We start from the raw sequence: 12376 nt of genomic DNA, 5'->3' as shown, positions 1-12376 counted from the left end.
GCGCTCAGCCGGCGGAGGCCTCGAGCAGTGCGAGCAGCGTCGCCACCCCGAAGCCGGTGCCGCCCTTGGGGGCGTACCCCTTGGGCGCCTTGTCGTTGAACGCCGGGCCGGCGATGTCGACGTGCGCCCAGGGGATGCCCTCGCCGACGAACTCCTTGAGGAACAGGCCTGCGGTCAGCATGCCGCCGTCGCGGTCGCCCTTGTGCGCGAGGTCGGCAGTCGGGCTGTCGAGCTTGGAGCGCAGCTCTGCCGGCAACGGCATCGGCCAGGCCCCCTCGCCCGCCGCGTCGGCGGCCGTGACGACCCGGCCACGGAAGGCGTCGTCGTTGGCCATGACCCCGGCGATCTCGGTGCCGAGGGCGACGACCTGTGCGCCGGTGAGGGTCGCGATGTCGACGATCCAGTCGGGGTGCTTCTCGCTCGCGAGGCAGATCCCGTCGCCGAGCACCATCCGCCCCTCGGCGTCGGTGTCGAGGATCTCCACGCTCGTGCCGTTGCGCATGACGACGACGTCGCTCGGGCGCTGCGCCGTGCCGCTCGGCATGTTCTCGGCCAGGCAGAGGTAGCCCGTCACTGCGACGGGCAGCGCGAGCTCGGCCGCGGCGAGCACCGCGGCGGCGACCGCGGCCGCACCCGCCATGTCGCACTTCATCGTCACCATGCCGGACGACGGTTTGATGTTGAGGCCGCCCGAGTCGAAGGTGATGCCCTTGCCGACCATCGCGACCGACGCCGTCGCGCTCGCCGGGGCGTAGGACATCGTGACGATGCGCGGGGGGTTCGCCGAGCCCTGGCCGACACCGACGATGCCGCCGAACCCACCCTTGGCGAGCGCCCGTTCGTCGAGCACGGACACCGTCACGCGCGCACTCGACGCGGCGACGCGCTTCTTGACGGCTTCGGCGAAGGACTGGGGGTAGAGGTGGTTCGGAGGGGTGTTGACGAGGTCGCGGGCCCAGTCGCGGGCGGAGCCGAGCACGGCGGCGCGGGCGACGGCATCCTTGGCGGCGCGGCCCTGCCCGGCCCCCGACACGACCATGATGCGCGGGCCGACGGCCGCCCGGGCGGGCTTCGCGGCCCGTGCCGTCGTGCGGCGTCCGCCGAGTGGCGCGGACTTGTCGTAGGCGTAGCAGCCGGCGTACGCGCCGTCGGCGACGGCGGACAGGCTCTCGACGTCGGGGGTGGGCAGGGCCACCGCGACGGAGCGCTTGCCGCGCACGGTGCGCAGCGCGGCGCCGGCGGCGGCACGCAGCACGGTGTGCGGGTAGGCCGGGCGGCGGGAGGTGCCGTCACCGAGTCCGGTGACGACGACCGAGGTCGCCTTGACACCGGGCACGGCCACGACCCGCACGACCTCGTCGGCCCGGCCGGTGGCCTCGACGTCGGCGAGCACCGCCTGCAGGTGCACGACGGCCTTGCGCGGCAGGCCGTGGCCGTGGGCGAGGTCGGCGCCGTCGGGCGTGTGAACCGAGCCGACGACGAGGGTGTCGACGGCGAGCTCGGCCGGGGTGCGGGCGGTGAGTGACAGGGAGGTCATGGAGGCACCCTAACGACCCGTCGACGTGTCCCCGGCACGCGGTAACGTGCCCACATGACCGAGCTGCTGAAGTCCCCGATCCACGACCGGCACGTCGCGCTGGGCGCCAAGATGGCCGACTTCGGGGGCTGGTCGATGCCCATCGAGTACCCCGGCGGCGGGGTCGTCGCCGAGCACACGGCGGTGCGCGAGCGGGTCGGCGTCTTCGACGTGTCGCACCTCGGCAAGGCCCGCGTGTCCGGGCCGGGGGCGGCCGACTTCGTCAACGCCTGCCTCACGAACGACCTGCGGCGCATCGCGCCCGGGCAGGCCCAGTACACGATGTGCTGCACCGAGTCCGGCGGCGTCGTCGACGACCTCATCCAGTACCTGCGCTCCGACGACGACGTCTTCCTCGTGCCGAACGCGGCCAACACCGCCCGGGTCGTCGAGCTGCTCGCCGCCGCCCCGCCGGGCGTCGTCGTCGAGAACCTGCACGACCGCTACGGGGTCATCGCCGTCCAGGGGCCCCGCTCCGACGAGGTGCTCCGCGGGCTCGGCCTGCCGGTCGACCACGACTACATGAGCTTCGTCGAGACCGAGTGGGAGGGTCTTCCGGTCATCGTGTGCCGCACCGGCTACACGGGGGAGCGCGGCTACGAGATCGTCCCGGCCTGGGACGTCACCGGCTCGGTGTGGGACGCCCTCGCCACCGCCGTCGCCGTCCACGACGGGCTGCCCTGCGGCCTGGGCGCCCGCGACACGCTGCGCACCGAGATGGGCTACCCGCTCCACGGCAACGACCTGTCCCTCGACATCACCCCCGTCATGGCGGGGGCCGCGTGGGCGGTCGGCTGGGACAAGCCGGCGTTCTGGGGCCGCGAGGCGCTCGTCGCGCAGCGCGCGGCCAAGGACTCGCGCCTCATGCGCGGGCTCGTGGTGACCGGCCGCGGCATCCCCCGCTCGCACTGCGAGGTCAAGGACGCCGACGGCGCCGTCGTCGGCGAGGTCACGTCCGGCACGTTCTCACCGACCCGTCGGCAGGGCATCGGGCTGGCGCTGCTCGACCGCTCGGTGACCCTCGGCGACGAGGTGGTCGTCGACGTGCGGGGCCGCGGGGTGTCCGCGACGGTGACGAAGCCACCGTTCGTCGAGGTGGGGGTGCGTCAGCCGTGAGTGAGCGCTGGACGTGGACCTACGTCGATGCCGCGGGGGCCCCGATGACCGGTGAGTCGCTGAGCGAGACGGCCTTCCCCACCCAGTCCGACGCCGAGTCGTGGTTCGGGGAGGTGTGGCACGACCTCGCCGCCGCCGGCGTCGCGGCCGTCACCCTGCACCGGGACGGCCAGGTGGTCTACGGGCCGATGAGCCTGGAGCCGGCACCCTGAGCGACCGTCGGTGCTCGTGACCCAGGCACCGTCCGTGCCCTGACGGGGCTCGCTGCCCGACCGACCGTCAGGAGGGGTACTCGCCGCGCTTGACCATCGCACGCGGCATCCGCGAGCGGCGCAGCTGGAAGGCGCGCATCGCGGCGTACATGGCGTTGCCCTTGGCGCGCGCCGCCTCCTCGCCGAACTTCGCGGTGAGCTTCTTGCGCAGCCCGCGCCACATGAACACGGTGTCGAGGACGGCGGCGAGCAGCACGCCGTAGGTCATGAGCGTGACGAAGAAGAGGATCTCGTTCGTGCGCAGGAAGCTGAGCGCGAGCACGATGAGCATGACGGGCAGCATGAACTCGGCGAGGTTGCGCCGGGCGTCGATGTGGTCGCGCATGTAGCGCCGCACCGGGCCCTTGTCGCGCGGGGGGAGCCCGGCGTCGTCGCCGCTGATCATCGCCTGGCGGGTCCGGGCCATCTGCTCGTTGCGGCGCTGGCGGTCGAGCTGCTTGGCCCGCTTGCGGTCGGTGACGACGAGCGGCTGGCGGCGGGCAGCCTCCTGGTCCCTGCGCTTGGGCGTGGGCCGGTTCTTCGCCCCCTCGCGCTGGGGGTGCAGCTCGTCGCCGAGCTGCTCGTTGGTCGTCTTGCCGCGTCCGAACACGGCACCACTGTAGGTGCTGCCCGGGGGATGCCGTGCACGCGCGTGCCGCTCCCGGGGTGCGCCGCACGTGGGTAGGGTCGGTGCGTGACCGACGTGCTCCCCACCGACCAGATCACCGCCCTGCGCGAACGGGTCCGCGGGCTCATGCCCGCCGTGCGCGCCGACCTCGAGTCGCTGACCCGCATCCCGAGCGTCAGCCTCGACGCCTTCGACCAGGCCCACGTCGAGGCGAGCGCCGAGGCGACCGCCGCGCTGCTGCGCGCCGAGGGCCTGACGGTCGAGGTCGTCCGCGAGGGCGGGCGTCCGGCCGTCATCGGCCACGCCGACGGCCCGCCCGGCTCGCGCACCGTCATGCTCTACGCCCACCACGACGTCCAGCCCCCCGGCGACGACGCGCTGTGGGACAGCCCGCCCTTCGAGCCGACCGAGCGCGGGGGTCGCCTCTACGGGCGCGGGGCCGCCGACGACAAGGCCGGCGTCATGGCGCACGTCGCCGCGCTGCGCGCCCACGCCGGCGCCCTCCCGGTCGGCGTCACGGTGTTCGTCGAGGGGGAGGAGGAGATCGGGTCCGAGTCCCTCCCGACCATCCTCGAGCGGCACGGCGAGAAGCTGCGCGCCGACGCCATCGTGCTCGCCGACTCGACGAACTGGGCCATCGGCGAGCCGGCCCTCACGACGACGCTGCGGGGGATGATCCGCGTCGTCGTCACGGTGACGACGCTCGACCACGGCATCCACTCCGGCATGTTCGGCGGCGCGGTCCCCGACGCCCTCACCGCCCTCGTGCGGGTGCTGGCCAGCCTCCACGACGACGAGGGCAACGTCGCGGTCGCCGGGCTCCGGGAGGGAACGGCATCCGACCTCGAGTTCTCCGAGGAGCGCTTGCGCGCCGAGTCCGGGCTGCTCGACGGGGTGTCGACGATCGGGTCCGGACCGCTGCTGTCGCGGATCTGGACCAAGCCGTCGGTCACGACGATCGGCATCGACGCGCCGTCGGTCGCGACGTCGTCGAACACCCTCGTGCCGAGCGCGTCGGCCAAGATCTCGATGCGCCTCGCGCCCGACGAGGACGACCTCGCCGCCTACGAGCTGCTGCGCGCCCACCTCATCGAGCACGCGCCCTGGGGAGCCCGGGTCGAGGTGGGCCTCGACGACCGTGGGCTCGGGTTCGCCGCGCACGCCGACGGGCCGGTGTACGACGAGGCACGCGCCGCCTTCCGTGACGCGTGGGGCGTCGAGCCGGTGGACATCGGGGTCGGTGGGTCGATCCCGTTCGTCGCGGCGTTCGCCGAGCGCTTCCCCGACGCGGCCATCCTCGTCACCGGGGTCGAGGACCCCGACACCCGGGCGCACGGCGCCAACGAGTCGCTGCACCTCGAGGAGTTCGAGCGGGTGTGCGTCGCCGAGGCCGTGCTCCTCGCCCGGCTCGGCGCCCTGCCGCGCTGACCGGGGGCCGTCCCGGTCGCCGACCGGAGCCCCTCTCCCCTCGCGAAGTCAGGAGCACTCCGCCGAGTCAGGGGCGACCCCGACCCTGACTCGGCGGGTTCCTCCTGAGCCCGCGGTGTGGTCCGGCCGGCCTGGTGGTCGCGCGCCTCCGCCCGGCACTGCGGCGCGCGCGGCTCAGTCCTTGGACGTCTCGCCGGGGAGGGCGAGCATCTGGTCGAGGGCGACGCGGGCCCAGTGGGCGACGTCGGGGTCGACCCGGATCGGGTTGACGACCCGCCCGTCGACGAGCGACTCCAGCGCCCAGACGAGGTGGGGCAGGTCGATGCGGTTCATCGTCGAGCAGTAGCAGACGTTCTTCTCGAGGAAGACGACCCGCTGCTCGGGGAACTGCGCGGCCAGGCGCTGCACGAGGTTGAGCTCGGTGCCGACGGCCCACGCCGTGCCGGGGGGCGCTGCGGCGATGGTCTTGATGATCTTCTCGGTCGAGCCGACCTCGTCGGTGAGCTCGACGACCTCGTGGCGGCACTCGGGGTGCACGATGACGCGCACGCCCGGGATCGCCTGGCGGGCCGCCTCGACCGCCTCGACGGTGAACCGGCCGTGCACCGAGCAGTGTCCGCGCCACAGGATCATCGTCGCGTCGCGCAGCTGCTCGGGCGTGAGGCCACCCATCGGGCGGTGCGGGTCCCACACGACGCAGTCCTCGAGCGCCCCGCCGATGTCGCGCACGTAGGTGTTGCGGCCCAGGTGCTGGTCGGGCAGGAAGAGCACCTTCCCGCCACGGCCGGCCCGGTCGAGGGCCCAGGTCAGGGCGGTCCGGGCGTTGGACGAGGTGCACACCGTGCCGCCGTGGCGGCCGGTGAAGGCCTTGATCGCCGCCGACGAGTTCATGTACGTGACCGGAACGGTGACGTCGGCGACACCGGCCTCGACGAGCTCGTCCCAGCACTCCTCGACCTGGTCGATCGCGGCCATGTCGGCCATCGAGCACCCGGCGGCGAGGTCGGGCAGCACGACGGTCTGGGTGTCGGCCGTGAGGATGTCGGCCGACTCGGCCATGAAGTGCACACCGCAGAACACGACCCACTCGGCGTCCGGGCGGGCGGCGGCCTCCTTGGCCAGCTTGAAGGAGTCGCCGGTGACGTCGGCGAACTCGATGACCTCGTCGCGCTGGTAGTGGTGGCCCAGCACGAAGACCCGGTCCCCGAGGGCCTCCTTCGCGGCCCGGGCCCGCGCGACGAGCCCGGGGTCGGACGGCGCGGGCAGGTCGCCGGGACACTCCACGCCCCGCTCGGTGGCGAGGTCACGCCCGTGACCGAGCACGAGAAGGGGGAGCGGCGCGCGCGCAGGGCCGGTCGTTGTCGTCACCCGTCGATGGTATGCCGTCGCACCCGCGGTGCCGCGGCTCCGGGCCACGGTGCGTGACGGCATCCGACCGTTGCGTGCGTGCGCCCCGGTAGCCTCGTCGGGTGCGCGTGCTCATCGCCCCCGACTCCTTCGGATCGGCCCTCGGACCGGTGCAGGCCGCGGCCGCGATGGCCCACGGGTGGAGCACGGGCGCCCCCCATGACGACGTCGAGACGCTGCCGCTCTCCGACGGGGGCCCCGGCTTCCTCGACGTCCTCGCCGGCGCGCTCGGGGGGACGACGGTCGCGACGACGGTGAGCGACCCGCTCGGGCGCGAGGTCCCGGCCGCGGTGCTCGTCGTCGAGCAGGACGGCCGGCGCACCGGCTACGTCGAGTCGTCGCAGGCGACCGGGCTGCACCTGCTCGGCGCCGACGAGCGCGACCCCGGGCTCACCGGCACGTGGGGCGTCGGCCAGCTCCTCGAGACCGCACTGGAGGCGGGGGTCGACAAGCTCGTCGTGGGCGTCGAGGGCAGTGCCACGAACGACGCGGGTGCGGGGATGCTCGCCGCCCTCGGCGCCGGGCCGGCCTCGGCCCTCGCCCGGGGTGGCCTCGCCCTGCGCTCGGTCCCCGACGACGTGCTGCCCGGGCTCGGGGCGGTGCTCGAGCGCTTCGCCGGTGTCGACCTCGTCCTCGCGACCGACGACGACACCCCGCTCCTCGGGCTGCAGGGCACGAGCGCCGTCGAGGCCCCGCGCAAGGGCGCGACCCCGCAGCAGGCGCAGGCGCTCGAGGCAGCGGTCGGGCGCTTCACCGACGTCGTGGCCCGCGCCCTGCCCCGACCTCCGGTCGACCTGCTCAGCGGGATGCCGCGCCGCCTCGACCGGGAGCCGGGTGCCGGTTCGGCCGGGGGTCTCGGCTACGCCCTGCTCGCCCTGGGCGCGCGCCGGGTGGGAGCGGTCGACGAGGTGCTGCGGTCGTGCGGCTTCGGCGTGGCGGCTGCTCGCAGCGACCTCGTCGTGACCGGCGCGGGGCTCGTCGACTGGAGCACGCTGCGCGGGTCGGTCGTCGCCGGGGTGGCCGCCGCGACGCTCGAGAACGGCCGACCGACGGTGCTCGTGGCCGGGGAGTGCCTCGTCGGGCGCCGCGAGACGATGAGCCTGGGCCTCGCGGCGTGCTACGCCGTGGCCGAGACCCGCACGCAGGTCGAGGCGCTCGTCGCCGACCCGGTGTCGACGGTCGCCGAGCGCACTGCTCGCGTGGCGCGCACCTGGTCGCCCGCCCGTTGAGGCACGGTCCCCGCGGGGACGTATCCTTAAAGGAGCCCGGGAACACCGGCGGCCCCACGGGGGTTGACCACGGCGACCGGGCCACCGACCAGGCCACCGCCAGCACGAGGAGTGCACCCATGAGCGACCAGCTCCAGACCACCGAGGCAGCCACCGACGAGACCGCGGCGCACGGCGTCGTGCTCACCGGCGTCGCCGCCGAGAAGGTCCAGTCCCTGCTCGCGCAGGAGGGGCGCGACGACCTCCGGCTGCGCGTCGGAGTCCAGCCGGGCGGCTGCTCCGGGCTCATCTACCAGCTCTACTTCGACGAGCGCACCCTCGACGGTGACCTCGTGCGGGACTTCGGGGGCGTCGAGGTCGTCGTCGACCGGATGAGCGCTCCCTACCTCGAGGGCGCGACGATCGACTTCGCCGACACCATCGAGAAGCAGGGCTTCACCATCGACAACCCGAACGCGGGCAGCTCCTGCGCCTGCGGCGACAGCTTCAGCTGAGGGACGCGGCCGGGCGACCCGGCCGAGCAGACCCGCGAGGGCCCGTGCCACCCGGCACGGGCCCTCGCGGCACGAGCGGGGTAGGTTCGGAGCCGTGCAGATCGCCGTCACCGGGTCCATCGCGACCGACCACCTCATGACCTTCCGCGGCAGCTTCTCGGACTCCCTCGTGGTCGAGCAGCTCGACAAGATCTCGGTGAGCTTCCTCGCGGAGACGCTCGAGATCCGCCGCGGCGGGATCGCCGGCAACATCTGCTTCGGCATGGCCGCCCTGGGCGCCCGCCCGATCATCGTCGGGGCGGCGGGCGAGGACTTCGCCGACTACCGCAGCTGGCTGTCCCGGCACGGCGTCATCACCGACCACGTCCACATCTCCGAGTCGCGCCACACCGCCCGGTTCGTGTGCACGACCGACGAGTCGATGGCCCAGATCGCGACGTTCTACGCGGGGGCCATGTCCGAGGCCCGGATGATCGAGCTCGGCCCGATCCACGAGCGCTGGGACCTCGACCTCGTGCTCATCGGCGCCGACGACCCGGAGGCGATGCTGCGCCACACCGAGGAGTGCCGCACCCGCGGCATCCGGTTCGTCGCCGACCCCTCGCAGCAGCTCGCGTTCGCCGACGGCCCGTTCATCCGGCGCCTCATCGACGGGGCCGACTACCTCATCACGAACGAGTACGAGTCGCACCTCACCGAGACCAAGACCGGCTGGAGCCAGGACGAGATCGACGAGCGGGTCACGACGCGGGTCATCACCCGGGGCAAGGACGGCGCCGACATCCGCACCCAGGGCGAGGACCCGGTCCACGTGCCGGTCGCCGGCGACGTCGAGCGTGTCGACCCGACCGGGGTCGGCGACGCCTTCCGGGCCGGATTCCTCGTCGGCCTCGCCGGCGGGCTCGACCACGAGCGGTGCGCGCAGATCGGCTCCGTGCTCGCCGCGCACGTGCTCGAGACGGTCGGCACCCAGGAGTACGTCGTGACCCGTCAGGGGTTCCTCTCCCGGTTCGCGCAGGCCTACGGCGAGGACGCCGCCGCGCAGGTCGCGCCCCTCGTACGCACCCTTCGCGACTGACCCGCGGGTCCGCGACGCGATGCCCTTCCCGCCGGTCGAGCCCCCCGCGACGCCGTGGCTGCTCGATGCCGCGCGGCTCGAGCCGGGCGACGACCTCGTCGCGAGCGGCGCGGACCTCGAGCCGGGCACGTTGCTCGCCGCCTACCGCCTCGGGCTGTTCCCCATGGGGCTCGGCCCACACGGTGGCGGCACCGTCGGGTGGTGGTCGCCCGACCCACGCGGCGTCATCCCCGCCGGTGCCCTCCGGGTGAGCCGCTCGTTGCGCCGGGCCGTGGCCCGCTTCGACGTCCGCGTCGACACCGCCTTCGAGGAGGTCGTCCGGCGGTGTGCCGACCCCTCGCGGGAGGGCCGGTGGATCACCGACGAGGTCGCCGCGGCCTACGGGGTGCTCCACGAGCTGGGGTGGGCGCACAGCGTGGAGTCCTGGCAGGGCGGGGAGCTCGTCGGGGGCCTGTACGGGGTGGCGATCGGGGGGCTGTTCGCGGGGGAGTCGATGTTCCACGCCGTGCGGGACGCCTCGAAGGTCGCCCTCGTCGGTCTCGTCGAGCGCTTCCACGCGGACGGCGACCCCCGACGGTTCGTCGACGTCCAGTGGGCCACCGACCACCTGCGCCGCCTCGGGGCGCAGGAGTGGCCCCGCGAGGAGTACCTGGTCCGCCTCGCCGACGCGCTGCAGGCACCTCAGGTCGACCTGTCGACCTGACCGCGTCCGGAGGTCCCCGCGGTCCCGGCGGTCGGCTCCGTGGACGCCCCGGGCGTCGACTCCGGCGGTCCTGCCGGCGGGCCGCCGAGCACGACGCGGTACTCCGTCCACGACCCGGCGTCGACGAGCGTCACGGCGTGACCCCGCATCCGCCCCCATGCCGGCACGTCCGAGCGGGCGGCGACGTCGTCGGCGAGCAGCACGAGCGTGGTCCCCGCCGGCCGGTCACGGGCGGCGCGCGCGACCCGGATGACAGGGACGGGGCAGCGGGTGCCACGGGCGTCGACGAGGAGCGGGTCGTCGGTCACAGCTCGCCCGTCCCCAGCCGGCGGCGGACCGCCGCCACGGCATCCGGCAGCTCCTGGCACAGGCGGGCCACGTCGCGCCCACGGGTGGGGGAGACCGACCCCAGCGGCAGGGTGACCCGCACGTTGCCGTGGGTGAGCACCCCCATGGCCGCGAGCACGTGGCTCGGCCGCAGGGCACTCGACGTGCACGCCGACCCCGACGCGACGACGAGGCCACGGCGGGCGAGCTCCTCGAGCAGCACCTCTCCGTCGGCGAACAGGACGCTGAACGTCACGACGTGCGGCAGCCGGTCGTCCGGGTCGCCGACGACCTCGACGTCCGGCACCGCGGCGGCCGCCCGGCGCACCCGGTCCACGAGGTCGCGCGCGGCGCGCTCCTCGGCATCCTGCGCCGCGGCGGCCTGCTGCCAGGCCTCGGCGGCCGCGAGGACGAGCGGCACCCAGGGGCTGGCGTGCTCCCGCCCCTGCTCCGCGGTGCGACGCGGGCCGGGCAGGCCCCAGCGGGTGCCGGCGCGCACGGCGAGCAGCCCGAGCGGCGGCCCCCCGAAGGCCGCGGCGTCGGCGACGAGCACCGACGCGTCCTCGCCGAACCGGGTGACGGCGCTCCAGTCCCTCCCGACGGATGCCGTCGCGTCGAGCAGGAGCGGGACCCCCGCCTCCCGGCACCGGGCACCGACCGTTCCGACCGGCTGGCGCGTGCCGACCTCCGCGTTCGCGGCCTGCAGGACCGCAGCGGCGACGTCCCCGCCGCCGAGCGCGACGGCATACGCCTCGACGTCGACCCGACCGGCCGCGTCGACGGGGATGACCGGCTCGGTCCCGGGCTGGAGCAGCAGCACGGAGCGCTCGGCGGCGCCGGCGACGACGCGATGGCCGACCCGGCGGCGGGCGTGCCGCAGGCCGGAGAGCCCCAGCTCGAGGGCGGACTCGGCGCTCGCGTGCACCGAGAGCTCCTCGGGGCGCACGCCGACGGCGGCGGCGAGCACCTCGCGTGCCGTGTCGAGCAAAGCGCGGGCCCGGCGTCCCGGCGGGTGCGGGTGGGCGGGGTCGGCCCACGCCACGGCGACGGCCGCCTCGAGGGTGCGGGCGGCGACCGGGTCGAGGGGGCCGCGGGAGGCGTCGAGCAACCCCTCGCCCGGCAGGTCGGAAGGGGTGCGCGCCACGCTTCGACGGTAGTCGCACCCTGCCTGACCTCGCGGTGGGTGGTGCGTTACTGTTTGTGCCTGTCCGTCGACCTCCTCCAGACGAAGGGTGCAGCGGTGCGCCAGCACGACTTCTCATCGCCCCGTCGACCACGCCGCCGGTTCGGCGCCGTGGCCCTCATCGGTGCGCTGTCCGCCGCCGCCCTCAGCGGGTGCGCGAGCGGCGAGCTTCGCGGCAACGCGTCGACCGGGTGGCTGCCGCCCGCCGTGACCGAGGGCGGCGAGGTCGTCACCTCCCTGTGGATCGGCGCCTGGATCGCGGCCCTCGCGGTCGGCGTCCTCGTCTGGGGCCTCACCGCGTGGTGCGTCGTGGCCTACCGGCGCCGCAAGGACGACAACGACCTGCCCGTCCAGCTGCGCTACAACATCCCGATCGAGATCCTCTACACGGTCGTCCCGATCTTCATGGTCGTCGTGCTCTTCTACTACACGGCCCGCGACGAGACGACGCTCACCGACACCTCCCAGCAGGCCGACGTCACCATCAACGTCGTCGGCAAGCAGTGGAGCTGGGACTTCAACTACGTCGAGGACGACGTCCACGAGGTCGGGGAGCAGGCCATCCTCACCGGTGAGCCGGGTGCCGAGGAGACCATCCCGACGCTCTACCTGCCGGTCGGTGAGCGCGTCGAGTTCGTGCTCACCGCCCGCGACGTCATCCACTCCTTCTGGGTGCCCGCCTTCCTCCAGAAGATGGACATGGTCCCGGGGCGGGTCAACTCCTTCCAGGTCGTGCCGACCCAGGAGGGCACCTTCAAGGGCAAGTGCGCCGAGCTGTGCGGCGCCTACCACTCGCACATGCTGTTCAACGTCAAGGTCGTCCCGCGGACCGAGTACGAGGCGCACATGGCCGAGCTGCGGGCCGCCGGGCAGACCGGCCTGCTCAACAACACGCTCAACCGCGAGCAGCTGATGGACGGCCAGGACGCCGGCACCGACGGAGGTAACTGACGATG

At 74.2% G+C, this 12376-nt stretch carries 13 protein-coding genes; 8 read left to right on the top strand and 5 right to left on the bottom strand.

From position 1 onward, the window contains the following. Positions 1–4 precede the first annotated feature (4 nt). Positions 5–1537 (bottom strand): leucyl aminopeptidase, encoded by a 1533-nt coding sequence (locus ABD899_RS10315; protein ID WP_345205421.1) that lies wholly within the window; start codon positions 1535–1537, stop codon positions 5–7. Positions 1538–1591: 54 nt separating this feature from the next. Here ABD899_RS10315 and gcvT point away from each other — a divergent pair, with 54 nt between their 5' ends. Continuing rightward, the gene (gene gcvT, locus ABD899_RS10310; protein WP_345205418.1) at positions 1592–2692 is read left to right on the top strand and encodes a glycine cleavage system aminomethyltransferase GcvT; all 1101 of its coding nucleotides are present in this window, start codon (positions 1592–1594) and stop codon (positions 2690–2692) included. After that, positions 2689–2904: a hypothetical protein gene (locus tag ABD899_RS10305; RefSeq protein WP_345205416.1), complete on the top strand. Its 216-nt coding sequence runs from the start codon at positions 2689–2691 to the stop codon at positions 2902–2904. Before gcvT ends, ABD899_RS10305 begins: the two co-directional genes overlap by 4 nt. 67 nt (positions 2905–2971) lie before the next feature. On the opposite strand, the gene ABD899_RS10300 is transcribed toward ABD899_RS10305, so the two are convergent. Beyond that, the gene (locus ABD899_RS10300) at positions 2972–3553 is read right to left on the bottom strand and encodes a DUF3043 domain-containing protein (RefSeq protein ID WP_345205414.1); all 582 of its coding nucleotides are present in this window, start codon (positions 3551–3553) and stop codon (positions 2972–2974) included. Positions 3554–3637: 84 nt separating this feature from the next. On the opposite strand from ABD899_RS10300, the gene ABD899_RS10295 reads away from it, so the two are divergent. Continuing rightward, positions 3638–4999: a dipeptidase gene (locus ABD899_RS10295; protein ID WP_345205412.1), complete on the top strand. Its 1362-nt coding sequence runs from the start codon at positions 3638–3640 to the stop codon at positions 4997–4999. 174 nt (positions 5000–5173) lie between these two features. Here the strand turns inward: ABD899_RS10295 and nadA are convergent, their stop codons facing one another. Continuing rightward, complete coding sequence (nadA, locus tag ABD899_RS10290; RefSeq protein WP_345205410.1) at positions 5174–6367, bottom strand: quinolinate synthase NadA; 1194 nt, start codon at positions 6365–6367, stop codon at positions 5174–5176. A gap of 101 nt (positions 6368–6468) precedes the next feature. On the opposite strand from nadA, the gene ABD899_RS10285 reads away from it, so the two are divergent. The 4 genes from ABD899_RS10285 to aat all read left to right on the top strand — a co-directional run bounded on the left by ABD899_RS10285 (position 6469) and on the right by aat (position 9910). Beyond that, positions 6469–7635 (top strand): glycerate kinase family protein, encoded by a 1167-nt coding sequence (locus tag ABD899_RS10285; protein WP_345205408.1) that lies wholly within the window; start codon positions 6469–6471, stop codon positions 7633–7635. Between the two features lie 119 nt (positions 7636–7754). Continuing rightward, complete coding sequence (locus ABD899_RS10280; protein ID WP_345205406.1) at positions 7755–8129, top strand: HesB/IscA family protein; 375 nt, start codon at positions 7755–7757, stop codon at positions 8127–8129. Positions 8130–8223: 94 nt separating this feature from the next. After that, the gene (locus tag ABD899_RS10275) at positions 8224–9207 is read left to right on the top strand and encodes a carbohydrate kinase family protein (RefSeq protein ID WP_345205404.1); all 984 of its coding nucleotides are present in this window, start codon (positions 8224–8226) and stop codon (positions 9205–9207) included. 19 nt (positions 9208–9226) lie between these two features. Further along, complete coding sequence (aat, locus tag ABD899_RS10270) at positions 9227–9910, top strand: leucyl/phenylalanyl-tRNA--protein transferase (protein WP_345205401.1); 684 nt, start codon at positions 9227–9229, stop codon at positions 9908–9910. Here the strand turns inward: aat and ABD899_RS10265 are convergent. Together ABD899_RS10265 and ABD899_RS10260 are read right to left on the bottom strand one after the other, a co-directional pair. Beyond that, positions 9889–10218: a sulfurtransferase TusA family protein gene (locus tag ABD899_RS10265; protein WP_345205399.1), complete on the bottom strand. Its 330-nt coding sequence runs from the start codon at positions 10216–10218 to the stop codon at positions 9889–9891. The genes aat and ABD899_RS10265 overlap by 22 nt on opposite strands. Next, entirely contained in the window at positions 10215–11381 is a 1167-nt protein-coding gene (locus ABD899_RS10260) for an aminotransferase class V-fold PLP-dependent enzyme (RefSeq protein ID WP_345205398.1), read from the bottom strand. Before ABD899_RS10260 ends, ABD899_RS10265 begins: the two co-directional genes overlap by 4 nt. A 96-nt stretch (positions 11382–11477) precedes the next feature. Here ABD899_RS10260 and ctaC point away from each other — a divergent pair, with 96 nt between their 5' ends. Continuing rightward, positions 11478–12371, top strand: a complete 894-nt coding sequence (gene ctaC / locus ABD899_RS10255) for an aa3-type cytochrome oxidase subunit II (protein ID WP_345205397.1) — start codon at positions 11478–11480, stop codon at positions 12369–12371. Positions 12372–12376: the final 5 nt, after the last annotated feature.

The organism is Fodinibacter luteus (genome assembly GCF_039541575.1).
GTDB classification, from domain to species: Bacteria; Actinomycetota; Actinomycetes; order Actinomycetales; family Dermatophilaceae; genus Fodinibacter; species Fodinibacter luteus.
This window is presented reverse-complemented; position numbering and strand designations above follow the sequence as displayed.